This is a genomic window from Streptomyces sp. NPDC002896 (assembly GCF_040295225.1).
Taxonomy (GTDB): domain Bacteria; phylum Actinomycetota; class Actinomycetes; order Streptomycetales; family Streptomycetaceae; genus Streptomyces.
Genome location: NZ_JBEOVA010000003.1, coordinates 314,003 through 337,829, shown reverse-complemented (window position 1 = coordinate 337,829; position 23,827 = coordinate 314,003). Strand labels below are relative to the sequence as shown.

The 23,827-nt window shown below is 72.9% G+C and carries 18 protein-coding genes; 3 read left to right on the top strand and 15 right to left on the bottom strand.

Translation table 11 applies throughout. From position 1 onward, the window contains the following. Positions 1-2: 2 nt before the first annotated feature. The 11 genes from ABT009_RS06180 to ABT009_RS06130 are packed head-to-tail and all read right to left on the bottom strand — an operon-like array spanning position 3 to position 15,361. On the bottom strand, positions 3-1,133 hold the full coding sequence (locus tag ABT009_RS06180) for an alpha/beta hydrolase (RefSeq protein ID WP_351290067.1): 1,131 nt from the start codon (positions 1,131-1,133) through the stop codon (positions 3-5). Then, positions 1,130-1,768 (bottom strand): 4'-phosphopantetheinyl transferase family protein, encoded by a 639-nt coding sequence (locus ABT009_RS06175; protein ID WP_351290065.1) that lies wholly within the window; start codon positions 1,766-1,768, stop codon positions 1,130-1,132. Before ABT009_RS06175 ends, ABT009_RS06180 begins: the two co-directional genes overlap by 4 nt. Positions 1,769-1,805: 37 nt before the next feature. Then, a complete protein-coding gene (locus tag ABT009_RS06170; protein WP_351290063.1) occupies positions 1,806-2,915 on the bottom strand; it encodes a 2-oxo acid dehydrogenase subunit E2 in 1,110 nt (369 codons plus the stop codon). Next, complete coding sequence (locus tag ABT009_RS06165) at positions 2,912-3,157, bottom strand: acyl carrier protein (RefSeq protein WP_351290061.1); 246 nt, start codon at positions 3,155-3,157, stop codon at positions 2,912-2,914. Before ABT009_RS06165 ends, ABT009_RS06170 begins: the two co-directional genes overlap by 4 nt. 1 nt (position 3,158) lies before the next feature. Then, positions 3,159-4,190 (bottom strand): 3-oxoacyl-ACP synthase III family protein, encoded by a 1,032-nt coding sequence (locus ABT009_RS06160; RefSeq protein WP_351290059.1) that lies wholly within the window; start codon positions 4,188-4,190, stop codon positions 3,159-3,161. After that, positions 4,187-7,615, bottom strand: a complete 3,429-nt coding sequence (locus ABT009_RS06155) for a type I polyketide synthase (protein ID WP_351290057.1) — start codon at positions 7,613-7,615, stop codon at positions 4,187-4,189. Before ABT009_RS06155 ends, ABT009_RS06160 begins: the two co-directional genes overlap by 4 nt. Further along, positions 7,612-7,908: an acyl carrier protein gene (locus ABT009_RS06150; RefSeq protein ID WP_351290055.1), complete on the bottom strand. Its 297-nt coding sequence runs from the start codon at positions 7,906-7,908 to the stop codon at positions 7,612-7,614. Before ABT009_RS06150 ends, ABT009_RS06155 begins: the two co-directional genes overlap by 4 nt. 25 nt (positions 7,909-7,933) lie before the next feature. Beyond that, positions 7,934-9,733, bottom strand: coding sequence for an acyl-CoA dehydrogenase family protein (locus ABT009_RS06145; RefSeq protein ID WP_351290053.1), 1,800 nt, complete (start codon positions 9,731-9,733; stop codon positions 7,934-7,936). A 32-nt stretch (positions 9,734-9,765) separates the two neighbouring features. Further along, positions 9,766-11,565: an acyl-CoA dehydrogenase family protein gene (locus tag ABT009_RS06140; RefSeq protein WP_351290051.1), complete on the bottom strand. Its 1,800-nt coding sequence runs from the start codon at positions 11,563-11,565 to the stop codon at positions 9,766-9,768. Next, positions 11,562-13,430, bottom strand: a complete 1,869-nt coding sequence (locus tag ABT009_RS06135) for a fatty acyl-AMP ligase (protein WP_351290049.1) — start codon at positions 13,428-13,430, stop codon at positions 11,562-11,564. Before ABT009_RS06135 ends, ABT009_RS06140 begins: the two co-directional genes overlap by 4 nt. Next, complete coding sequence (locus ABT009_RS06130) at positions 13,427-15,361, bottom strand: HAD-IIIC family phosphatase (protein WP_351290047.1); 1,935 nt, start codon at positions 15,359-15,361, stop codon at positions 13,427-13,429. Before ABT009_RS06130 ends, ABT009_RS06135 begins: the two co-directional genes overlap by 4 nt. Positions 15,362-15,511: 150 nt before the next feature. Here ABT009_RS06130 and ABT009_RS06125 point away from each other — a divergent pair, with 150 nt between their 5' ends. Both ABT009_RS06125 and ABT009_RS06120 read left to right on the top strand, forming a co-directional pair. After that, complete coding sequence (locus tag ABT009_RS06125) at positions 15,512-16,765, top strand: FAD-dependent oxidoreductase (RefSeq protein ID WP_351290045.1); 1,254 nt, start codon at positions 15,512-15,514, stop codon at positions 16,763-16,765. Beyond that, on the top strand, positions 16,752-17,588 hold the full coding sequence (locus tag ABT009_RS06120; protein ID WP_351290043.1) for an MFS transporter: 837 nt from the start codon (positions 16,752-16,754) through the stop codon (positions 17,586-17,588). Before ABT009_RS06125 ends, ABT009_RS06120 begins: the two co-directional genes overlap by 14 nt. Positions 17,589-17,727: 139 nt before the next feature. Here the strand turns inward: ABT009_RS06120 and ABT009_RS06115 are convergent, their stop codons facing one another. Further along, positions 17,728-18,561, bottom strand: coding sequence for a thioesterase II family protein (locus tag ABT009_RS06115; protein WP_351290041.1), 834 nt, complete (start codon positions 18,559-18,561; stop codon positions 17,728-17,730). Beyond that, positions 18,558-19,445 (bottom strand): AfsR/SARP family transcriptional regulator, encoded by an 888-nt coding sequence (locus ABT009_RS06110; protein WP_351290039.1) that lies wholly within the window; start codon positions 19,443-19,445, stop codon positions 18,558-18,560. The genes ABT009_RS06115 and ABT009_RS06110 overlap by 4 nt, the downstream gene beginning before the upstream one ends. A gap of 215 nt (positions 19,446-19,660) precedes the next feature. Between ABT009_RS06110 and ABT009_RS06105 the strand changes: the two genes are divergently transcribed. After that, positions 19,661-20,842, top strand: a complete 1,182-nt coding sequence (locus tag ABT009_RS06105; RefSeq protein ID WP_351290037.1) for a sensor histidine kinase — start codon at positions 19,661-19,663, stop codon at positions 20,840-20,842. A gap of 35 nt (positions 20,843-20,877) precedes the next feature. Here ABT009_RS06105 and ABT009_RS06100 read toward each other — a convergent pair whose 3' ends face one another. Together ABT009_RS06100 and ABT009_RS06095 are read right to left on the bottom strand one after the other, a co-directional pair. Next, positions 20,878-21,486: a response regulator transcription factor gene (locus ABT009_RS06100; protein WP_351290035.1), complete on the bottom strand. Its 609-nt coding sequence runs from the start codon at positions 21,484-21,486 to the stop codon at positions 20,878-20,880. Between the two features lie 111 nt (positions 21,487-21,597). Next, a complete protein-coding gene (locus ABT009_RS06095; protein ID WP_351290033.1) occupies positions 21,598-23,787 on the bottom strand; it encodes an MMPL family transporter in 2,190 nt (729 codons plus the stop codon). Positions 23,788-23,827: the final 40 nt, after the last annotated feature.

Genomic DNA, 23,827 nt, shown 5'->3' with positions numbered 1-23,827 from the left:
ACTCAGCGGGCAGCCGCCCGCCGCCCGGCCCCGCCCCGGGCGCCCCCGAGGGGATTACCGCGCAGATTCCAGGCGAGCCAGCGCCGCACCGTCCCCGGATGCCCTGGCGAGCCGTGCACATCGTCGATCAGCTTGACGCGGACGTCCGGTACGGCGCTGCGCAGCAGTTCGGGGTCGCCCGGCGGGATGATCTCGTCGCGGGCGCTCGCCACACAGCGCACGCCGGCCCGGATCGCGCGCAGCTGGTCGGGGGAGAGGGCGAAGTCCTTGAGCACTGCTCGGAGTTCGGAGTCGTCGGCGCTTCCTGTCAGGCGGCGCAGCGTGTCCGTGGTGATGCCTGGCAGGCCTTCCCACCACCGGGGGTCCGTGAAGAAGTCGGCGACGGGCGCGCCGACCGTCAGCACCCGGCGTATCCGCGGATCCTCGGCGGCGGCACGCAGCGCCATGTGCCCGCTGAAGCTCAGACACAGCAGGGAGGCCGCATCTGTGCGGGCCCGGCCGGACAGCTCGTCGAGGAGCCAGGGGATCAGCCGCCAGGACTCGGCCGTGTAGCGCTGCGTGTTCTCGCCGACGCCGGGCAGTTCGGTGACCACGACGGCGTGGCCGAGGCGGGCGAGCCGGGGCAGCAGCGGTGCCCACTGCTCCTTGACGCTGACGATGCCGCCCATCACCACCAGCAACGGGCGATCCCGGTCGAGCCCGGCGGCCCAGCAACGGAACGCACCCTCGGGGTGCGCGAGTTCGAGCCGGTCGATGCCGCCGTGTCCCCGGCGCCAGCGGTCGAACACGGCAACAGCAGCCTCCTGAGCACGCTGCCGAGGGGCGTCCGCCGGATACGGGAAGCGGGCCAGCGTGTAGTGGCGGCAGGCGTCCAGGAGCTTGCCGCGTCCGGCCAGTCGGTCCCCGCGCAGCTCCCAGACCCGCGCCCAGGAGTCGTCTGCGTCCGGCGTGTCGCTGCCGATCCGGCTCAGGACGCGCGCGGTGTCCCGGGCACTCAGGCCCTGGTTGCGTGCGTGCAGCCGGGCGTACTCCTTCAGCTCGGCCAGGTGGTCCAGGTGGCGCGGCTGATCCGGAGGGCCGGGACGAGCGGGGTGGTCCCGGTCGTTCAGACGGGTGGGGTGGTGCTGTGTCATCGTGTGCCTTCCTGATCGAAGCCGATGGCCACGGCGGCGGTGTACGTGGGGGCTCCCGGGTTGCCCGTGAGCGTGAACGTGCGGCAGAGCCAGCCGGTGTGCGCGGGCGCGTCCGCGTCGAACCCGGTGAAGCGCAGTCCCAGCCCCTGCCCGATCGCCTTGCTGTACGCCTCCTTGCGCGTCCACCAGCGCACCAGCAGCGGATTGCGGGACGCGGGCGCCGTGCGCTCGAGCCGTGCCAGCTCGCCGGGTGTACACATCAGGCGGGCCAGCCCCGCGCCGTACAACTCGCGGTCGGCGCGCTCCACGTCGACGCCGATCACCTGCGCGTCAGCGCTCCGTTCGCAGATCCCGACCAGCAGTTCGTTCTCGGTGTGACTGAGGCTGACCGTGTAGCGTCCGCCCGGCCCCCGCACGAAGGGGCGGCCGCCGCGCCGGTAGCCGAGTTCGACGCTGTGCGGCGGTACGGCGGGGCCGAGGGCGGCAGCGACCGTGTACTTGAGGAGCGCGCGTGACGCGGCGAACCTGGCCCGCGCGGCAGGGTGGACGAGCGCGTCGTACCGCGCCGCGTCCTCGCCCAGCAGATCCGGCAGCGTGCCGGGGCCGCCGGGGGCCCCGCACGGCCAGTCCGGCACCCGGGAGTGCACCAGTACGGCGCCGTGTGCCGCGAGCTCATCCCTGATCAGCTGCCACGGGCCGGACGGCCCGCCGATCCGCAGGGGTGCGCCACAGCTCCGCGCCGGTTGCGTCCGCGCCTGCGCCGGTTGTGGTGGCGTCGTCATGTGCGTTGCCATCCTGATGGTCCGCCTGTCCCGCCTCGTCGTCCGGCCGATCCGTCTCGTCGTTCCAACAACCCTGCTCCAGCGCGTACTTGAGGTCGCCGAGCACGTCTGCCGCCGCCGCGCCGTCCAGGACGCGATGGTCGAAGGTCAGGCCGAGCCGCATCAGCGGGGCCGCCTCGATCCGGCCGTCCTCGCGCACGACGGGGCGCGGCACGGTGCGTCCGCAGGTGAGCGTGACGGCGGTGCCGCCGACGGAGTGGAACCCGTCGACGGGCCGGTGGCCGAGCGAACTGACGGACACCGTGCCGAGCACTGCGGGCCGGCGCCGGGCGTCGCGCAGCGCGGCGGCGAACGCGAGGCGGCCCAGCCAGACGGGGAGCCGGGTGAGCATACGGACACCCCGGAACTCGGGGAGTCCGGCGACGGAGGGCGGGGTCGAGCCGTCGGGGATGGGGGCCGCTCCTCCGGCCTCACTGACGCCGTCCGTCACGCGGGCGTCGCCTCGGGTGTTCGCATCGCCGACGCTGCGGGTGCGCGGGTCGGCCCCGCGATCGCTTCGGGTGCGGTAGCGGTCCACCTGATCCTGGATGTCGTCCAGCGACGCCGTCTCCAGCTCCGGTACGAGGGCCGACAGCACGATCCGCTGTCCGTGCGGCCCTGTCGCGTCCAGCGCCAGCTTGCCGGTGACCGAGGGAAACCGCACGATCCGGGGCCGCCGCAGCAGGCGCGGCCATCCTCGCGCCAGGACGGCATTCGCTTCCGGGTGCCGGTGCAGTACGCGGCCCGCGGCGTGCAGGACGTACGTCACCGTGGAGTAGCGGCGGGCACGGTCACCACCGACGGAGTCCCGATGAGCATGGATGGCGCTCATGTCGATCTCGGTGTCCAGGTGGACGGGCCGCTGCCTGGCCGCGTACTCCAGGAAGTACAGGGTGTGACGACGGTCGCGTACGGGCTGTGTGCCGGTGCCGGTGTTGGTGTCGATGCGTGTGCCGGTCACGGGCTCACCACCAGGTCGTAGATCTGCCGCAGGCTGCGTGCCTCCAGCACCCGGCCGACGGGCACCGTGCGGCCGAGTGCCTGCTCCAGCGCGGTCACCAGCTTCAGGAGGTACAGCGAGTCCCACTCCGGGAGATCGTCGAAGTCCGTGTCGAGGTGGGTCGTGCCGTCCGGGAGCGGCAGGCCGGTCTCGTCCCTGACCAGTCGCGCGAACTCGGCGAGGGGGAAGGTGTCTTGGAGCATGTCAGAGCCTCTCCAGTGCGAAACCGGCTTTGATCCACTTACTGGACTCGACCGCGACGGCGAGCGCCTTCTGCCCGCTCGTGATCTCCTTGAGCAACTGCTCGACCTGCAGGAACGGCAGAGCGTTGCCGTTGTTGCCGGTGTCCGCCACGCAGGAGATCTCGCGGGCGCCGGGCACCCCCAGCTGCTCGGTGATCAGCTGTGTCATACGTCCCGACAGCTGCGGCGGCAGCAGAAAGTCCAGGTCGTCCGGCGACCAGCGCAGGTCGTCGAGCAGCTCCCACAGGATCTCCACGGCCATCACCGGGACTGATTCCTCGATGGCCTTGTAGTCCTCGGTGAGGGCCTGGCGCGATTCGTGGCGATCGGCGAGCCCGAACCAGTCGATGATCTGGCCCGGTTCGCGGCCCAGCCCCGTGCATCGGTTGAGGACGCTGCGCAGCGCCACGGCCTCCTCGCGTGGCTGCGAGCTGAGGACGGCGGCGCCCGCACCGTCTCCGAACAGCACGCAGTTGACGAGGTCGCCGGGCGCCGCCTCGGCGAGGTTGCGGCGCAGATCCAGGTGCTTGGTGCACACGTCGCCGCCGATCGCGAGGCCGGTGGTGAACTCGCCACTGCCGATCAGATGCCGAGCCACCGACAGCGCCTGTACGGCGCCCGCACAGCCCGACTGCAGCTGGTACGTGGGCAGATGGTCGAGGCCGAGCCGGTCGGCGACCTGGTTCACGGTGGCCGGCATCAGATGGTCGGGGGTGGCGGTGCCGAGCACCAGGAACTCCACCTCGGCCGGATCGGTCCCGCCGGCCTCCAGCGCGTCCGCCGCGGCCCGGGCGCACAGGTCGGCCAGGGACCAGCGCACTTCGCCGGTCGTCAGATCACGGGCGAAGTGGCGGGTGCGGGTGCCGATGAAGACGTCGATCCACTCCGCGTTGACTCCGAGGGCGTGGGACAGCGTCGCGTTGTCGACCGGTTCGCCGGGCAGCGCGGATCCCGCGGCGGTGATATGGACGGGTGCGCTCACGGGGACGTTCACAGGGCTGTCTCCTGCCGCAGATAACTGATGAGTTCGCCGACGGACGTCAGGCGCGGGAGCAGGTCCTGCACCGGGACATGGGCCAGGGCCGGGAGTCGCTCCTCCAGGCGGGCCTTGAGCTCGATCAGCGCCACCGAATCGAGGCCGAGATCCTCGTGGAACCGGGACCGCTCGGACAGGTCGCCGGCCGCGAAGCCTCCGACATGGGCGACGGCTTCCAGGACGGCGGACGACACCGCATCCTGCCCAGGGTCGGGATCGGGGCCGGAGCCGGAGCCCGGGGCGGGACCGAGGCCGGGCCCGTCCGTGGCTTCGGGCTCGGCGCGGTCCGCGGGCCGAGAAGCAGCAAGAGGCCCCGTCTCCGGTACGAGGGGTGGCGCGTCGCGATCCTGGACTGCCGGTGGGACGGGTTCCGTGTCCTGCGCAGCCCGTCGGGCGGGCTGTGTGGCAGAGGCCGATGCGGTGGTCCGGGGATCCGCCGCCGAGGGCCGCGGGCCGCCGCTGCGCCAGTAGCGCGTCTCGGTCGAGAAGGCGTACGGGGCGAGCCGCACGGCGGGGGCGTCGTCTGCCGGGTGGGCGGCCGCCCAGTCGACCTCGGCGCCCGAGCGGTAGAGCGCGGCCACCACCTCTGCCAGCTCACGCCCGCCCCCGTGTTCACCCGGCAGCGGGTGCAGGGCTTCGGCGCCGGTCGGCCGGTCGCCGAGGCGCCGGACGAGCCCGGTCAGGACCGGGCCTGGGCCCAGCTCCAGCAGCTGTCCGGGCCGCTCGTCCAGCAGCTGGGCCGCGGCGTCGGCGAACAGCACGGGGGCGCTGATGTGTTCCGTCCAGTACGCGGCGTCCAGTGGTTCGGACTCCAGCCGCTTGCCACGCAGCGTCGAGTAGAACGGCAGGGTGGGTGCATGGCCGGCGCACTCCTCGGCGATGCGCCGGAACGGTTCCAGTACGGGCTGCATGAGCGGCGAGTGGAAGGCGTGGGACACCGGCAGCCGGCGCGTGCGTATGCCGTCGAGCGCGGGGGACGCGGCGATGCGTCCCAGGGCGCCCAGATCTCCCGAGAGCACTGTGGCCGCCGGGCCGTTGAGCGCAGCGAAGCCGACCAGGGGTTCCCGCTCGACCAGCTCCCGCAGGCGGGCCGCCGGTGCCTGGACGGCGAGCATGCCGCCACCGTCGGGGAGTTGTTCCATCAACGCCCCGCGTGCGGCGACCAGGCGTGCCGCATTCTCCAGGGACAGCGCGCCCGCCAGCACCGCGGCCGCGTACTCGCCCACGCTGTGGCCGAGCAGCAGCCCGGGACGTATACCGACTTCGGTCAGCGTGGCGCCCAGCGCGTGGCCCACGGCGAACAGGGCCGGCTGGGCCCAGCCGGTCCGGTGGACGGCCGCGTCGCCGCCGAGCAGTAGGTCGCGCACGGAGCCCCCGGTGTGGGGGGCCAGAGCCGCATCGGCGGCGTCCAGGTGGCGGCGGAACAGCGACGACTCGCGGTACAGGCGTGCGCCCATCTTCGGGTACTGGGAGCCCTGGCCGGTGAACAGCCAGGCGGTGACCCGCGCTTCGCCGGGGGCCCCGGAGCGGGGCGCCGCGGGGCCCTTGGCCGCCTCGGCCTCGGAGAGAACCGTCTGCGGCAGGTCCACCTGCGGCGTACCTGTCCGGAGATCCACCCGCGGCATACCTGTCTGCGGCAGCTCCACTTGCGGCGTACCTGTCGGCGAGAGATCTGCCGGTGACAGAGCTGTCCGGGGAAGGCGTGCCGCCTCCTCCCGAAGGCGCGCGGCCAGTTCCGCGCTGTCGGCGGCGACGATCGCGCCGCGGTGTGCGTGCCCGTCCTTCACTCGGTGCGAGGCCCGGCACAGCGGCCCTATGGGCAGCGGGCGCCGCCCGATCGCCTCGGCCTGCGCGAGCAGGTTGCGGCGCAGAGCAGGCCCGTCGGGCGCGGTGAGGACGAAGACGGGGGCACCGAGGCCGGTCCCCGGGAAGCCGGGGTCCGACGTGGCGTCGACCGGATGTGAAGTGACATCGGCCGGATGTGAAGTGACGTCGGCCGGATGTGAAGTGACGTCGGCCGGATGTGAAGTGACGTCGGCCGGACGTGACGTGACGTCGGCCGGACGTGACGTGACGTCGGCCGGACGTGACGTGACGTCGGCCGGACGTGGAGTGCGCCGGTCCGACGGCCGGCGTGCGGGTGCCGACTCCAGCACCGCATGGGCGTTCGTGCCACCCATGCCGAAGCTGCTCAGGCCCGCGAGCACCGGCTGCCCGGCAGGTAGTCGCAGCGGAGCTTTGAGGAGTCTCACGCCGTGCTCGGCGAGGCGGAGCCGGGCGTTCTCACGGGCGGCGAAGCGGCTCACCGGGACTGTCCGGTGGTGCAGGGACAGCGCCACCTTGATCAGGCCCGCGATGCCGGCCGCGCCCTCCGTGTGGCCGATGTTGCCCTTGACGGATCCGAGAGCCATGGGCCGGGCCCGGCCGGCGTGCAGTCGGCCCAGCGCCTTGACCTCGATCATGTCGCCCAGTGCCGTGCCGGTGCCGTGCCCCTCCGTGAAGGCCACATCGAACGGCTCGACACCGGCCCTCCGGTACGCCGCCGCCAGCACCTCCTGCTGAGACCAGCGGCTGGGAGCCGTGATGCCGTTGCTGCGGCCGTCCTGGTTGACCGCCGTGCCCCGGATCACCGCGTACACCGGCTCACCCTCCGCGACCGCGTCCGCGAGGCGCCGCAGCACGACCGTGCCCACGCCTTCGCCGCGCCCGATCCCGTCGGCGCCCGCGCTGAACGGCTTGCAGCGCCCGTCCGGCGCGGCCAGACCGGCCCGCTCGTAGAACAAGCCGAGCGCCGGCGTCAGCGCGATGTTGATGCCGCCCGCGATCGCCCGGTCGCATTCGCCCGACAGCAGCGCGTTCGCGGCCAGATGCACGGCGACCAGTGACGACGAGCACGCCGTGTCGACGGCCAGGCACGGGCCCTTCAGATCGAGGTGGTACGAGATCCGGTTGGCGATCATGCAGTATCCGTTGCCCGAGCCGATCTGCGGGGTGATACCGGGCAGATCCGTCATCGTCAACTGCGCCCATTCGCTGCCCATCACCCCGACGAACACGCCCGTTGCCGACCCGGCGAGGCGGTGCGGCGCGGTGCCCGCGTCCTCGACGGCCCGCCACGCGGACTGGAGCATCAGCCGCTGCTGCGGGTCCATCGAGGCGGCCTCGCGCGGAGAGACGGTGAAGAAGCCGTTGTCGAAGGCGTCCGCGTCCGAGAGGAATCCCCCCTCGGCGGGGCCGCCCGAGACCTGAGGGTCCCAGCGCTGCGGCGGTACGGGACCGATGCCGTCCCCGGATCGCGTCAGCAGCTCCCAGAACCCGTGTGCGTCCCGGGCGGCAGGGAACCGGCAGTCGAGTCCCGTGATGGCGACCGCGTCCGCACTCACGCCTCACCCTCCTGGTTCTCGGTTATGGGCGGCTGCGCGGCCAGCTCGGTGAGCAAATGCCCGGCCAGCGCCCGCACGGTGGGGAAGTCCCACGCGGCTGTGGGATCGACGGCCAGGCCGAAGTGGTCCTCGACATCGCCGCACAGGCTCAGAGCGGCCACCGAGTCCAGGCCGTACTCGGCGAGGGGCACGCCCGGGTCGATGTCGGACGCCGGACGCCTCAGGTACTCGGCGACGCGGTCGGTGAGCCAGGCGGTCAGCGACTGTTCGGTGGGGACGGTCGGCACGGACATGTCGGTTCCTGTCTCTCTCGCGGTCTTACACGTGGCCGTACAGGTCGAAGGGGCGCGACTCCTCGTAGCGGGCGAGCAGTTCGGTGCCCAGCCGGGTCGCATACGGTTCCGGAACGCCGGTCGTGCGCAGGCCCAGGCGGCGTGCGGTGCGGTGCAGGGCGGCGACCAGCCACGCCGGGTCGGCGAGGAAACCGCCGACCGCGGACCGCCACACTCCGACGGCCGCCGACGCGGCCAGCAGGTGCGCGTACCGCCCGGCGAGCGCGAAGGCGCCGGGGGAGGCCAGTGGCGTGCGGTCGGCGGGCGGCAGGGTGCGGCCCCGGCGGCGTACGTCCTCGAGGTCGGCGGCGAGATCGCGCAACAGGGAGCCCAGGAGGGGATCGGGGATGTCGTTGGCACGGGCCGCCGCCTCGGTGAGCGCACCACTCAGCGGGTCTCCCGTCGCGGCGAGCGTCAGCCGGTCGAGCGCCAGATCCGGCAGGGTGTCCGTCCCCGGTGTGAAGAGGTCCTGAGGCGGCGGAAGTTGATGCGCGGACGACAGCCGCCGTAGCTGGGGCACCAGCGTGGCCAGGCAGGCCGTCGGGCCGGCATGGCCGAGGCTGAGCACCGGCAGGTCCCGCAGATGCTTGCCGAAGACGGCGTGGTCGCCCTCGCGTACGTAGAAGCGGGCGCCCAGCACCACGGACTGCTCGCGCACACTCTGTGCGAGCAGCCGGGGCACCAGGTACTTGACGGCGGCCGCTGTCACACTCGCCTGCTCGGGCAGGATCTGCACGGTGCGTGCGGCCGCGAGCGACATGCTGTCGCACAGCAGCAGATCGGCGAACGCACCGGTCAGCACGGCTGCCGCATGCGGCAGTTCCACCACCTGGCGCCGGTACAGCCGCCGCTCCAGCGCGAAGCGCAGAACCGTACGAAGGCAGTGGTCCACCGTGCCGACCGCCATGCCGGGCAGCGCGCTGCGCGTCACCTGGAACGACCGCAGTGCCACCTCGCCGCCCCGCCCCTCCGCGCCGACGAGCGCCGACGCGGGCAGGGGGCAGTCGTGGAAGGCGAGGCCGGTGAGGCGGCAGCCGCGCACCCCCGCTGTGCGATAGCGGGGCAGCGGCTGCCAGTGGTCGGCGGGTACGTCGCCGGGGGCGGCCAGCAGGACGGAGTGGCTGCGGCTGCCCGGGCGGGGATCCGTGCGCGCGAACAGCACCCAGGCGCGGGCCCGGTCGGCGTTGTTGATGACGTGCTTGGCGCCGTCGAGCCGATAGCCGCCGGGCGCCGGGTGGGCCGCGAACTCGTTGCGCAGGAAGTCGTTCCCGTGTGCCAGTTCGTGGTACGCGACCGAGACCTTGCCCCCGTCCAGCAGGATGTCCGCCAGACGCCGACGCTGTGCGGCGGAGCCCGCCGTCCACACGTTGACCGCAGCCATGAACGAGGTGATGCCGTGCCCGAGCCCCAGTCCCACGTCCCGGCGGAACACCTCGCGGGCGACGCGCACCAGGTCGTCCAGGCGCGTCAGTCGCCCACCCAGCTCGGCCGGGACATACTCGGCGCCCAGCCCGAATCCGTCCAGCAGCGCCTCCCCGTCCGCGCTGAGGACGCCGCGCTCGTCGGCTTCCAGCAGCCGGGCGGAGCCCAGGGGGTTGTCGGGGTCGTCCGGGGCGCCGAAAGCGCGGGAGAGTTCGGCGGCCCGGGCGGCGGCGTCGGCTGCTGTGCCGGGCTGCGCCGCTTCTGCATGTACCGCCTCTGCCTGTGCCGCGTCCGGCCCGGCGGCCCAGGCTCGCGCGCCACCAGCCCGGCCACCGCCTGACGGCGTGCCACCCGCTCCGGTCATATCGCTGTCCGTCACAGCCGCCCGCGCCCGTGTCATCGTGGTCCCCCCTCCCTCGCGTCGCTGCTTCCTGCCAGGTCGTCGCTTCCTGCCAGATCGAGCCGCAGCAACGAGAACAACCGCCCCTGCTCGCGCAGCGCGAACGCCTCCTCCAGGAACTCCTCGTAGGCATCGCCCGCGGACGGCTCGCCGAGCCGCTCCAGCAGGCGGTCCAGGGCGGCACGCAGCCACAACCCGTCCCGCCACAAGCCCTCGACCGACCCGGTGCGGGCCTGTACCCACAGGCCCAGACAGGCCGCACCCGCGCAGCACAGGCAGTAGCGGCGCGCCACGTCGAACGCGTCCTCCGGAACGTCCGCGACGACGTCGGCGAAACCCGCCATCTCCTCGTGCACCCGCTCGGTCACGGCCAGCAGCCGTTCCGCCGCCTCCGCCGCGCCCTTCAGCGCCGGGTCCGCGTCGGCATGGGCCCGCACGGCCGCCGTCCACTCCGGCAGCGCGGCGGTGAGGGAGCTGCCGTGCCGGGCGACCAGCGACAGCCGCTCCGGCGCGAACTCCTGCAGCGGCTCCGCAAGATCGCAGGCCGCCCGCGCCCCTGCCGTGTCCGTACGGCCGCGACGCCAGTGCCGGACCAGCGAACGGAACTGGAGGATCAGCGAGTTCAGGTTCACCAGCGTGTTGCCGTCGAAGAGCCCCACGATCCGGTGGTCGCGTTCCACCTTCTGGAACATCCCGTACGCGCCGACGCCCTGCCCCGCCACGAGGAAGGCCCGAGCCCCCAGCAGTCCGGCGAGAGCGTCGAGCACGGCCTCGGTGCCGGTCGGCAGCAGATACTTGGTGACCGCCGCGACGACCGACAATTCCCCCGTAGCCGTGTGCACCATGCGGGAGGCCACGAGCGCCAGCGCCTCGTGCGTCAGTACATCCGCTGCCGCCTCCGCCAGGATCCGGCGCGCCTGCGGCAGCTCGGCGAGCCGACGCCCGTACAACCGCCTCTCCCAGGCGAAGTCCAGTGCGATGCGCAACCCGTGGTCGGCGGCGCCCAGCGAGAGCGCGGCGCACATCGTGCGGGTGAGCTGCAGCGCCTTGAGCACCGTCTCGATGCCGGAGCCCTCCGGTCCGACGAGCGCCGAACGCGGCACCCGGGCGCCGTCGAGGGCGATCCCGGAGATGTCTGCGCCGCGGATACCGTGTGTCGACACCTTGGGCAAGGAGCGCCAACTCCCGGGCGCCAGCTCCCGTTTGTCGGTCAGCAGCACAGAGAAGGCGCGCGGGCCGCCCGCCGGGTCGGTGCGGGCCAGCAGCGACAGGACGGCACCCCGCGTGGCGTTGTTGATCAGCCACTTCTCGCCGCTGAGGCGGAAGCCGGGGGATCCGGCGGCTGCATGGCCCGTGTCCGGTACCGCCTCGACCTCGCCCGCGAGCAGGTCGCTGCCGTGCGCCCGTTCCGTGAGTGCCAGCGCCACCGGCACACCGGCCCGGATGTCCGAACCCAGCCGCGCCGCCTGCTCCGCGGTGCCCGCGACCCACACGCACACGCCGCCCAGATACGTCTTGCCGTGCGCCACCGCGACCGTCAGATCGCGCCGGGCCACCGTCCGTACGAGGTGCAGCGCGTGCTCGTAGTCACGCAGCCGCCCGCCGTGCCGCACCGGCACGTAGTAGTCGGGCAGGCCCCAGTCGTCGAGAATCCGGCAGACAGCGGCCGGAAACTCCTCGCGCGCATCGAGCTCCAGACAGGCCGCGTACGAGAAGGGGGTGCGGGCGTCCGCGGGGTCGCCGAGCGCGTGCTCGAGCTCTTCGGCGAGCCGGTAGGGGGAGTGTTCCCTGGTCATCGGGGCGCCGTCCCTTCCGGAGCGGTCGCCGGAGACGATGCCGGTGCGGCCGGTGCGGCCGGTGCCTGGGCCGGAACTGCCACCGGTGCGCCCCTGCCGTCCGTGTCCGCTGCCCGGTCCGCCGCCTCACTCACCAGCGCCCTCACTGCCGGTTCCAGAGCCTCGTACAGCGGGGTCACCGCGCCCCGCAGGAACAGATCGCGCATCGTGGTGCGCCGGACCTTGCCACTCGTCGTGCGCCGCACGGTGCCGGCACGGACCAGGACCACATTGCCCGCGGGCACCGCGAACCGACGCCCGATCTCCCGCTGTGCCGCCGTCGCCACCGCCCGCAGGTCGCCGTCGCGCACGGCGGCCGGCCGCACCTCCTGGACGAGCACCAGGTGTTCGCGGTCCGTCTGCACGGCGAACGCTGCGCCGGCGCCCCGGGTGAGCGAGGGGTCGGCGGACTGTGCGGCCTGCTCCACGTCGTGGGGGTAGAGATTGCGCCCGGCCAGGACGACGACCTCCTTGATCCGCCCGGTGACGAAGAGTTCGCCGCCGTCCAGCACGCCCAGGTCCCCGGTGCGCAGCCAGCCGTCGGGGCGGAAGCACGCGGCGGTGGCCGTCGGGTTGCCGTAGTAGCCGAGCGCCACGCTCGGCCCGCGCACCCAGACCTCGCCGACCCGTCCGTCCGGCAGCTCCTCGCCCGTGCCGGGGTCGGTGATCCGTATCTCGGTGTCCCGGGGGGTGCCGCTGCCCGCCAGCGTCCGGGCGCCCTCCGTCGTGGACGGCGGTGCCAGCGTGCCCTGTTCCAGGGCGTCGGCGTCGATGCTGCGCACGGTGGGCGGGGCCGCCGCGTCCGTGCCGGTCACCAGCAGTGTCGTCTCCGCGAGGCCGTAGCAGGGGGTGAACGCCTCCGCGCGGAACCCCGCCGGGGCGAACCGCTCGGCGAAGGCGCGCAGGGTGTCGGCCCGCACCGGCTCGGCGCCGTTCGGCGCGACCCGCCAGCTGGACAGGTCGAGCTGCGCCAGCTGCTCGTCGGTGATGCGACGCGTGCACAGGTCGAAGGCGAAGTCGGGCGCCCCCGAGCCCTCGACCCGATAGGTGCCGATCATCTCCAGCCAACGGCGCGGCCGCTTCAGGAACGACAGCGGGGACATCTGCACCGCGACCCCGCCGACGTACAAGGGGTGCAGCACATGCCCGATGAGCCCCAGGTCGTGGTAGTGCGGCAGCCAGCCGCCCACCACCATGCCCTCAGAGGTACCCGCCCAGCGCTGGATCGCGGCCTCGTTCGCGACGAGGTTGGCATGGGTCACCATGACGCCCTTGGGCTCGCTCGTCGAACCCGAGGTGTACTGGAGAAATGCCAGGTCGTCCGGGCCGGTGGCGGGCGGACGCCACTGTGCGGGGTCACCGAAGTCGTCGCGGTCGGTGGCCAGACAGCGCACCTGGGGCAATGAGACGGAGTCCAGCCAGGCTTCAAGGGGCGGCACATGGTCCGTCGTGGTGAGTACGGCCACCGCGTGCGAGTCCCGCAGGATGCCGGCCACGCGCGCCAGTTGCTCCCCCTGATCGGTGGGCAGCGGCGCGGGCACAGCCACCGCGCCCGCGTACAGACAGCCCGCGAAGGCGGCGACGAACGCGGTGCCCGGCGGATGCAGCAGGAGCACGGGCCGTCCGGCCGCCCCGTGCTCCTGGAGCCAGGACGCGATGCGCCGGGCCCGGGAGTCGAGCCCTGCATACGTCAGGTGCACGGGTGCCGAACCGGCCGAGTCGTCCGGAAGGAACACGAACGCGTCCCGCTCCGCGTGCGCCGCGGTGCGCTCCAGGACGACCTCCGTGAAGGTGCCGGTGCGGGTCTTGGCGAGTGCGCTGGTCAAGGCCGTCCCCCTGTGAGAGTTCCCGCGGCGGGGCCGCTGCTGTCGATGGCACCGGGGCCGCCGGTGACCGTGATGTGCGCCGGTGACTCCGGCACGCCGCGCAGCAGGTGCCGGTACGCCACCGACCCGTCCGGCAGGGCCTGCGTGCGCTCGAAGCCCAGCGACGGATAAAGGTCCCGGAACCGCTGGTTCTTCGCCGTCGCCCGGAAGCGGCCGTGCACCGCCCCGGTGCCCGTGTCGCGGGCGTGCGCCAGGAGCGCCGCGAACACCGCCTGCTCGATGCCGCGCCCGAAGACACGGCAGCTCAGCAGGGCGTTGTCGATGTGCCAGTCCGTGTCGTCGGCCCTCACGAACACCGCGCCCACCAGGCCGCTGTCGCCGAACCTGTCGCGCACCGCGACGGTCAGCACCAGGCCCCGGTCGGCGGCCTGACGCACCTCGTCGGCCGACATCCGGCGCGTGGTGAGGTTGAACTGGTTGGTCCGCTGGGTGAGTTGGGCGACCCGCGCCATTTCGTGCGGCCGTGCCGGGGCGAGCTCCACCGTGACGTCCAGCCCTGCGAGGAACTCCTCGTACGACTCGGCGCTCTCCCGCAGCTGCCTGCGCTCGCCCTCGCTGCGGTACTGGGCGGCCCGCCGCCGGTCCGCGTCCGTCAGCTCCGGCACGTCGAACCAGCCCTCGGCCAGCAGCCGTTCGCCGTGCAGCGCCGGTTCGTCGTCCAGCGCCACCAGGTCCACGCCGGGCAGTGCCCCGGCCACCTGAGCACGCTCGAAAGACGAGTCGTCGGCGAAGACGAAGCTGTCCTCGCCGAGGTCCAGCCGCTTCGCGAGGTCCCGCAGCGCGGCGTCCTTCGGGCCCCAGCCGGCATGCACCGCGACGAAGTCCTCCTCGCGCAGCGCCATGTCGGGGTGTGTGCGCAACACGTCGAGCAGCGGCTCGGGATCGTTCTTGGAGCACACCGCGAGCAGCACGCCCTGCGCGCCCAGCTGCTTGACGACGCGCTGGAAGCGCCCGAAGGCCTCACCTCGGTACGTGGATGCCGCAGCGACGCCCTCGGCGCCCAGGTCGCCGAGCACCCCGTCCCACAAGGTGTTGTCGGCGTCCAGGACCAGCACCTTTTTCGTACGTCCGTGCAGGGTGCGGGTCAGATGGGCCACCTCGCGCGCGTACGCGGCGAGCAGTCCCGTGCCCAGGCGGGCCTGGGCGTAGGCGGCGAGGCGCGCGTCGCGCACCGGGCCGCCGGCCGCGACGAGCGGCTCCAGGTCGACGACGTGCGTGCGCGGATGGCGCAGCCCGAGGCGCAGCAGCCGGGCGTTGAAGTCCCGCCACAGAGCGCCCAGTTCGGTGCGTGAGCGGTGGTCCACGAGCTGGTGCGTGTGCTCGCGCAGCAGCGGGAGCGTGTTCAGTACGAGAGTGGCGTGGCCGTGCTCGGCGTGGTGCGCGGCGAGCCGGTCGAGGCGGGCGAGCAGCGCGTCCGCGGCGTCCCCGGCGTCCGCGACCGTCCACGGCGGGGACAGGGCGTCGAAGACCACCGAGGCGTCGAGCACACAGAGGGCGAGCCGCGTCCCGGACGCGTACACCAGGCTTTTCGTGTCCAGCAGCTCACGCTCCCAGGAGCCGAAGTCGGCCATGCGCGGGCGCAGCAGCAGACGGTGCCGGGCCAGCTCCGCGGTGAGCGAGGGCACCAGCCCGTCCAGGGTGGAGCTGCCGCACACCGCGACGGTGACCTGCTCGGCGTCCGGGAGCGCCCCGGGATCGATCCGGGCCAGCAGCCGCCCTGCCGACTGCAGCGCGGACAAGGGGTTGTCGCCCGCGGTGAGCTCGGCCAGCAGCCCCGGCAGTGCGGGCCACTGCTCCGCCAGGGTGCCGTCGGAGTGCATCAGGCGCAGCCGGTCGAGTGGACCGGTCGCCGCCGTCGTCTCGGTGGTCATGACGGGCAGCGTGTGGCAGCTGCCTTAACGGTCGCTTGTGCGGCCCGCACCGCCGCAAGCCGCGCTTAAGGACACGCTCAGAGCCTGGGGCGACCGTGCGGACAGCTGTGCGTGCGGGCCCCTCTGCGCGAGTGCCCGGGAGGCAGGACGATGGACGTTCCCGACGTATCGACCCAGGTGTGTGTGGTGGGCGGGGGACCGGCGGGGCTCACCCTCGCCGTGGAGCTCGCCCGGCGATCCGTGCGGGTGGTCGTGGTGGAGGCGAGCCGCCACTTCAACCGGTCGTTCCGCGGTGAGTCCGTCTCGCCCGACTCGGTATGGCTCCTCGACCGGCTCGGCCTGCTGCAGCGGCTGGACGGTGAATGCGTCCAGATGCACCGGATGGAGATCAACGACTCGGGACACACCGTGCTGGCCGCCGACTTCGACCGGTTCCGCTATCCGCACCCCTTCCCGGTCGAACTGCCGCAGCCCGCCCTGCTCTCCGCGCTCGCCGAAACCGGCGCTCAGTACCCCGGCTTCACGCTGCTCCAGGGCGCTTCCGCCACCGGTCTGCTGCGCGACGACACGGGCCAGGTGACGGGGGTGCGGGCCCGTACCGCCGAAGGAACGCGGGAGATCCGCGCCGCGCTCACCGTCGCCGCCGACGGGCGGTTCAGCAAGGTCCGCGAGATGTCGGGGCTGCCGTACCGGACACTGCCGCTGAACCGGGACGTCATCTGGCTCAAGCTGCCCTTCCCGTATGCCGACTGGGACGACCGGACGTATCGCATCCGGATCCGCGGCGACCAGCACGGGCTGTTCATCCCGACCCGGCCCGACAGCGTCCGCGTCGGGTTCAACATTCCCAAGGGCGGACTCAAGGAGATGCGTAGCCAGGGTCTGCCCCTGCTGTACGAGCGCCTCGACCAGCTTGCCCCCGAGCTGTCCAAGACCGTGCGCGAGCATGTCCGGGGCTGGGCCGACACCTCGATGCTGGACATCTTCACGACCGTCGTGCCGCGCTGGTCGGCGCCCGGCCTCGTCCTGATGGGGGACGCCGCGCACACCCTCACGCCCATACTCGGGCAGGGCGTCAACCACGCGATCATCGACGCCGTCACCCTGGCGCCGCTCGTCGAGCAGGCGCTGCGCGACGGCGGCGGCACGTCCGCGCTGGGGGCCGCGACCGCGGAGTTCCAACGCACCCGCGAGCCCTCCGTGGCTCGCTCCCGAGCCCTGCAACTGCGCCAGGAGCGGCTGTTCGCCCTCGGCGGCCGCGTGGGCGGGTCCTGGCGCAGGACGCTCTATCGTGCGGTGAACCGCAGCGAGTTCCTCACCCAGCGGGTGCTGGCCGGGGCGTACTTCCAGCTTCAGCAGCCGGGGGAGCGGGTGGCCGAGGTGCAGCGGGATGCGCGGGGTTGACGGCATGGGTGGAGAGGGCGCTCCGCGGGAGCGTGGGAGGTGGCGGGACGGTGGTCCGCGGGGGTTTTGGCGGGGCGGTGGTCTGCGGGCTTCCCGCCGGGACGGTGGTCTGCGGGAGCCTCGGCAGGACGGCAGTCCGCGGGAGGCTCTCCAGGACGGCGATCCGCGGGAGCCACGGCGGCACGATGGTCCGCGCGGCAGTGCGCCGGGCGAGGCGCCGCGCCTCCTGCTCGGCGCGCTGGGCCTGAACCAGTTCGCCGTGGCGGCGGCCGCAGGCGTCGTGGCCCCGATGGGGCCCGCGCTGCACGCCGCCCACGGGCTGCCACCCGCATGGCTGCCGTGGGCAGTGCTGGCCTACCTGCTTCCACTGGGCGGCCTCGTGCTGCCGCTGCGGCGGCTGATCCGCCGTACGGGTCCGCTCGCGGTGCTCATCGCAGGACTGTGGCTGTTCGTGCAGGCCTCGGTGGCCTGCACCGTCGTCCCTGGGCAGGTCGCTTTCCTGGTCCTGCGCGGCGTGCAGGGCACAGGCGGCGCCGCGCTCACCGCCGTGGCGCTCGCCCTCGTCCCCGTGCGCTCGGACCGGCTGCTCCTCGGCTGGGACGCGGTCGTCCTCGCCGGCCTCGGCGCGGGTCTGACGGCCGGGGCCGTCCTCACGGGCCCCGACTGGCGCTGGGCCCTGTGGGCCACCATTCCGCCGACGGCCGCCGGCGGCCTCACGACGGTGCGCCGGCTGCGCGCCCAGCGGCACGTGCACGTACGGAAGCCGCAGACCGTTCCCGGACCGGTACCGCGTGACGCGGAGCCGCGGGACGCGGCGGCGTGACCCGGGGAGCCGGGCGCAGCGAGCGTCGCAGAGCGACCGGTTGTGCCGCGGCTCCTGCGCCGGCAGCTGGGCCCGCCCGACGCGTCGGGCGGGCCAGGGGTTCACGCCGGCGCTGGTGAGGCCGGAATGGAGCCTTCGCCTACGCCCGCGTCGCGGCGGGTGCGCTGCACGGTGCCGTGCGGCTCGGGTGCGCTGTGTGCTCCTCGGCCTCGTAGCGGCGTACCACCCGCGCCACCTCGTCGAGCAGCGCCTCCTCGTGCGTGCGCAGGAAGAAGTGACCGCCCGGCACGGTGCGCAGCTCGCAGCCGCGGGCGCCGTATCTGCGCCAGGCCCCGACCTCCGCCTCCCCGGCCAACTCGTCGTCCCGTCCGGCGAACAGATGCAGCGGTACGGGCACAGGGACCGGGCGGCTCACAGGGCCCGCGCAGAGCGCCAGGTCGTCCCGCACCACGGGCAGCAGGGCCCGCAGCCACTCCGGATGGTCGAGCAGTAGCGGTGGCAGCCCGCCGAGGTCTGCCAGCGCCTGAGCCAGTTCCGCGTCCGTGTTCCCGCCCCCGTCCACGTCCCCGGCGACCGTCGTGCCGATGCGGGGCGGTGGCAGGTGCGGTGCGCGGTAGGCGGCCAGCAGCGCCGCGCGGGGCAGACGAGCGCCGCGCTGCTGACGGCGGCGTATCAGCTCGTACGCGATGAGCGCGCCCATGCTGTGTCCGTACAGCAGGTGCGGCCGGTCGAGCACCTCGCTGAGGCTCTCGTCCAGCTCCGCCGTCAGTGCGGCCAGTTCGGTGATCCGCGGCTCGCCGGCGCGACCCTCACGGCCCGGCAGCCGTATCGGCAGGACGTCCACCGCGGCACCCCGGTCGGTCAGCCCCCGCTGCCATCGCGCGTACGCCGAGGCGCCCCCGCCGGCGTACGGGAAGCACACCAGGCGGACCCGGGCGCCCGGTTGCGGCGGACGCGGCAGATACGCCGTCATCGGGCGGCCACCGGAAGGGGCGAGCCCGGCACGGTCGGCATGGGCACGTCCTCCCGTCCTCGCCCGGGCCCGGCCGGTGGCGCGAGGTCACCCCGGGGGGCGGCCGCCGGGCTGTCCAGGACCGGGTCCCCGCGCAGTAGGGCCTCGTGCAGTCGGCGTACCTGGGTGGACGGTTCGAGGCCGAGTTCGTCGGCCAGGACGTGACGCAGCCGGCGGTACACCTCGAGGGCCTGTCCGGTCCGGCCGCTGCGGTACAGCGCCAGCATCAGCTGGGCGTGCAGATTCTCGTGCAACGGGAACCGTGAGGTGAGCGCGGCCAGTTCGCCGATGAGCGTCCGGTGGCGGCCGCGCCGAAGCTCCGCGCCGAAACGTTCCTCCAGGGCCATGAGGCGCAGCTCCTCAAGCCGTAACGCTTCAGCGCGCAGCACGGGACCCAGCGCCACGTCGGCGAGGACCGGGCCGCGCCACAGCCCCAGCGCACGGATCAACAGGGTCGAGGCGGCGGCTTCGGCGCCCCGTTCCAGCGCCGAACGGCCCGCCAGGGTGAGCCGTTCGAACTGCGCGGCGTCCGTACCGCCCGCCGCGCCGTCCAGCCGGTAGCCGGTGTGGACCCGGCGCAGCACGTCGCGCGGGCCCCGCGGATCATCCGGGGCCAGCGCGGCCCCGATCATCCGGCGTAGTTGTTTGACGTAGGTGTGCAGCGTGGCCTCGGCGGACCGTGGCGGCCTGTCCCCCCACAACTCGTCCACCAGCGACGAAACGCTCACGGGGTGACCGCAGTTGAGCGCCAGCAGCGCCAGAACCTGCCGCGGTTTGGCGGCGCTGGGCACCACGGATGCCTGCCCCACCCGCGCGCTCAGCGGCCCGAGTACGGCAATCTCCATCACTTGCCCCCTGCCGGTGCGGTACTTGAATCCATGACGACCCTGACAGCCCGCGGTGCACCGGCACCAGTGATGTGGCCACGAAGTCAATATGAATCCGTCACGTCCGGAATCCAGCGGTCTGTCCTAGGCGCCGCCCGCAAGGCCCTCTGTCCGCCGCGGTCCGCCAGCGCCTAGCATCCGGGAACGGGCACCGAGGAGTACTGGGGGATTCGATGTCCGGTGTGGATGAGCGGCAGTCCCTACTGTGGGCACGCCAGTTCAACGGCGTTGCCGGCCAGAGCTACGACGCCACGACGGTCACGCGGCGTGCCGTCGGGATCGCGGTCGCGGTCACCGTCGGCTTCGTGCCGCTGGGTGTCGTGGCGATCGCTGCAGGGCATCCGCGCCCGATGGCCGCGGCAACGTCGGTTGCCGCGTTCCTCGGCACCTTTGGGCTGCATGTGCTGCACAGCCTTCCCGCGCTGAGGTGGTCGCGAGAGCGCTGGCGCGGGTGGACGCTCGCCGCGCAGGGCGTGCTCGGGTTCCTGCCCGTGCCCCTGGCGGGGATCGTCTGGCCGGGTATGGCGGGCTACTTCGCCGGTTCGCTGCTGCTGATGGTGCGCGGTACGAGCGGCCGGATATTGGCCGCCCTCACCGCGGCCGGGGTGAGCGCGGCAGGGCTCGGGCGCGGCGACCCCTGGACGCGCTCGCTGTACGCGGGCGGCGCCACCGGTGTGATGGCGCTCGCGGTGTACGGGGTCGCGCGTCTCGCCGAGCTCGTGGCGCGCGCCCACCATCAGCGGGAGACCCTCGCCTGGAAGGCGGTCGACCAGGAGCGTCGTCGCTACGCCCGCGACCTGCACGACCTGCTCGGCTACAGCCTCTCCGCGATCTCGCTCAAGGGCGATCTCGCACAGCGGCTGGTGCACGTCCATCCGGAGCGGACCCGCGAGGAGCTCGACGGCCTCCTCGGCGTCGCCCGGGCAGCGCTCACGGACGTACGAGCGGTGGCACACGGATACAGCACACTGTCGCTCACCGGCGAAGCGGAGTCTGCCCGCTCCGTGCTGGCCGCCGCCGACGTCCGCGCGGTCGTCGACATACGCCACGAGTGCTCGGGCTCGGTCGGCACCGTGCTTGCCACGGTGCTCCGTGAAGGGGTCACCAATTTGATCCGGCACAGCAAGGCCACCGAGTGCCGCATCGAGATACGTCGCGCGGAAGGCGGCTTCGTCCGGCTCACCCTGGCCAACGACGGCATCCGCACAGAGCAGCCGAGGCTCTGCCAGGGCGGGGGCGCGGGCCTGGTCAACCTCGCCGAACGCATGGAAGCGGTGGGCGGCCGCCTCACCGTCGACAGGGACGAACGCGGCTGGTACCGCGTCGTGGCCGAGGCCCCGGACTCTCCGAGTTGACCGCGAGGCGCCTGCCGCGCCCCTGCCGGCTGTCCTCAGGCCAGCCAGCCGGACTCCTTCGCGATCCGTATCGCATCCACCCGGTTGCGAGCGTTCAACTTCGTGACGACGGAGGTCAGATAGTTCCGCACGGTGCCGACCGACAGATGCAGCGCCTCGGCGATCTCCGGCGCGTCCGCGCCCAGGGCCGCGCGCTGGAGGATGTCCGTCTCGCGGTCGGTGAGCGGTGAACCGCCGTCCGCGAACGCCGCCAGGGCCAGCTGCTGGTCGAAGACCCGCTCGCCCGCGGCGGCCCTGCGCACCACCTCGGCGAGGTGGGCCGCGGGCGAGTCCTTCAGTACGAAGCAGGTGACCTGGTGTGCCAGCGCCCGCCGTAACGTGCCAGGGCTGCCGAGGCTGGTGAGGATCACGGTGCGGCACTCGGGCATCCGCTCGTGCAGCTCGGCGGCGGCGGTGATCCCGTCCATACGGGGAAGGTCGATGTCGATGATCGCGACGTCCGGCCGGAGGTCGAGCGCTGCCGTCACGATCGCGTCCCCGCTGGCCACCTCAGCCACAACCTCGAGGTCCTCCTCGAGGTTGAGCAGCGCCACGAGCGCGCCGCGGACCATCGAGACGTCCTCGGCCAGCAGAATCCGTATCAACCCGCCCCCACACTTCACACGGACCGAAGATCCGCCGTTCCACGTGGCGGGAGTGTAGCCACGTCAAATGACTCAAATGTGAGGAGTGTGTGGCGGAGGGTCACCGAGCGATCATGTTCGGCCACTGACCGGGCGTTCGGTGCGACGCGATGGCTGGAACGAGGAGTCCGGCCGGGCCTCGTGCAGACCCGCTCGCTGCTGCAGCCGTCGTAGCGGACCCGGAGCCCACCACGTTGCACGCCCGGTGAGCCGCAGTACCGCAGGCACCAGCAGGCTTCGCACGACCATGGCGTCCATCAGCACCGCGAGCCCCACGCCGAGGCCCAGCATCTTGATGTTCGTGACCCGTGACGTACCGATCGCCGCCATCACCACCGCCAGGATCAGGGCGGCCGCGGTGATCAGTCCGCCGGTGCGCCGTATGCCGAGCACGACCGCGGCGAGGTGGTCGCCGCTGCGCTCGTACTCCTCCTTGATGCGGGATATCAGGAACACCCCGTAGTCCATGGACAGTCCGAACGCGACGCAGAACATCAGCACGGGCAGAGCCGTCTCGATGTCACCGGTGGGCGTGAAGCCCAGCACGCCGGCGAGATGGCCCTCCTGGAAGACCCACACCATCGCACCGAACATCGCGGTCAGGCTCAGGGCGTTGACCAGCACCGCGAGGACCGGCAGCAGCACACTTCCGGTGAACAGGAAGACCAGTACGAGTGTGGCTCCCGCGATGATGCCCAGCGCCCACGGCAGGCGTTGTGCCGTGCCGTGCTGGGTGTCGGCGAGCACGGCGGCGGGTCCTGTGACGGATGTGTGGAAGGGGGCCGACAGTGACCGGATTCCGCTCACCAGGTCCAGGCTCGAGCGTGACGTGGACTCGCCGGAGTGGAGCACGGTGAGATAGCTCGCCCCGGCCGGCATCCCCGCGCCGACCCGCTGCCCGTGCACGTACCGTCCGGTGGGCCCGGTGACCTGTACGACGTGCGGAAGCCTCGACACGGACCCGCTGTACGCGGCCAGGTCCTGCCGTGTCGCCTGGCCCTCGACGAGCACGGCGAGCGAGCTGCCCGGGCTGCCGGGGAACTCGTCGCGCAGGTGCTGCTGCACCACCCGCGGCTCGGCCGAGGCGGGCAGCTGACGGTCGTCCGCCGTGCCGAACTGCACGTCCTTGAAGGGCAGTCCAAGAGCGACCAGCACTGCCACGGTGCCCACTACGAACAGCGGTGCGCGCCGCATCACCACACCGGCGAGGCGCGCCCAGCCCGCGCCCGGGTCCCGTGCGGTGCCGGCGCGCCTGCGCAGGGGCAGCCGCAGCGCGTCGACCCGATGACCGAGCAGGACGAGGGCGGCGGGCAGCGCGATCAGCGAGGCCGCGGCCGCAATGAGTACGACGGCGATTCCGGCGTACGCGAACGACCGCAGGAAGTACTGCTCGAACACGAACATCGACGCCAGGGACACCGCGACGGTGAGCGCCGAGAAGAGCACCGTGCGCCCCGCCGTACGCAACGTCGCCGCGACGGCGGCCCGCGGCTCCCGGCCCGCGGCGAGCTCCTCGCGGTGGCGGCGCACGATGAACAGGGCGTAGTCGATGGCGAGTCCGAGGCCCAGTGCCGTCGTCAGGTTCTGCGCGTACACCGACACATCGGTGAACTCGGTGATCACTCGCAGCACCGCGTTCGTACCGACGATCGCGACGATGCCCACCAGCAGCGGCAGCAGCGCGGCGACGGCACTGCCGAAGACGACCACGAGCAGCACGAGCGTCACCGGCAGCGCGATGGCCTCGGCCCGCACCAGGTCGTCGGCGATCACCTGTTGCGAGGCATGCCGCACGGCGGCGGGCCCGCCGAACTGCACGTCGATGGTGCCCTGTTCGCCCCGGTACTTCGCCTCCAGCCGCTCCAGTGCCGCATCCACGGCGTCCTCGTCGCCCCGGATGTGCGCGGTGATCAGCGCCTCGCGCCCGTCCCGCGCGCGCAGCGCCGCATCCCTGGTGTCCCAGTACGAGACGACGCCCCGCACGGTGGACTCGTTCGCCAGCCGCCGTGCGAGTGCACGGGCCTCGGCCGCGACCGCGGGGTCGTCGATGCTCCGGGACCGCTCACCGTCCGATGGTCCCGACGTCTTCGACGGCGACACCAGGAGCAGCAGATTCGGCTGCGATGCGGGCCATCGCTTCTCCAGCTCCTTCGTGGCGTACGACGATTCGGAACCCGGGATCTGCGAGCCGCCGCTGCTCATGCGGTCGGCGACGCCGCTGCCGAGCAGGACGGCGGCCGCCGTCAGCAGCAGGACGAACACGAGCGTCAGCCGCGGCCGTGATGTGACGACCCGGGCCCAG

Bases quoted from the DNA above. Each gene is read 5' to 3' on its own strand.
- ABT009_RS06180 (WP_351290067.1), bottom strand. From the start codon at position 1,133: ATGACACAGCACCACCCCACCCGTCTGAACGACCGGGACCACCCCGCT.
- ABT009_RS06165 (WP_351290061.1), bottom strand. From the start codon at position 3,157: ATGCTCCAAGACACCTTCCCCCTCGCCGAGTTCGCGCGACTGGTCAGG.
- ABT009_RS06150 (WP_351290055.1), bottom strand. From the start codon at position 7,908: ATGTCCGTGCCGACCGTCCCCACCGAACAGTCGCTGACCGCCTGGCTC.
- ABT009_RS06145 (WP_351290053.1), bottom strand. From the start codon at position 9,733: ATGACCGGAGCGGGTGGCACGCCGTCAGGCGGTGGCCGGGCTGGTGGC.
- ABT009_RS06140 (WP_351290051.1), bottom strand. From the start codon at position 11,565: ATGACCAGGGAACACTCCCCCTACCGGCTCGCCGAAGAGCTCGAGCAC.
- ABT009_RS06130 (WP_351290047.1), bottom strand. From the start codon at position 15,361: ATGACCACCGAGACGACGGCGGCGACCGGTCCACTCGACCGGCTGCGC.
- ABT009_RS06125 (WP_351290045.1), top strand. From the start codon at position 15,512: ATGGACGTTCCCGACGTATCGACCCAGGTGTGTGTGGTGGGCGGGGGA.
- ABT009_RS06120 (WP_351290043.1), top strand. From the start codon at position 16,752: ATGCGCGGGGTTGACGGCATGGGTGGAGAGGGCGCTCCGCGGGAGCGT.
- ABT009_RS06115 (WP_351290041.1), bottom strand. From the start codon at position 18,561: ATGACGGCGTATCTGCCGCGTCCGCCGCAACCGGGCGCCCGGGTCCGC.
- ABT009_RS06110 (WP_351290039.1), bottom strand. From the start codon at position 19,445: ATGGAGATTGCCGTACTCGGGCCGCTGAGCGCGCGGGTGGGGCAGGCA.
- ABT009_RS06105 (WP_351290037.1), top strand. From the start codon at position 19,661: ATGTCCGGTGTGGATGAGCGGCAGTCCCTACTGTGGGCACGCCAGTTC.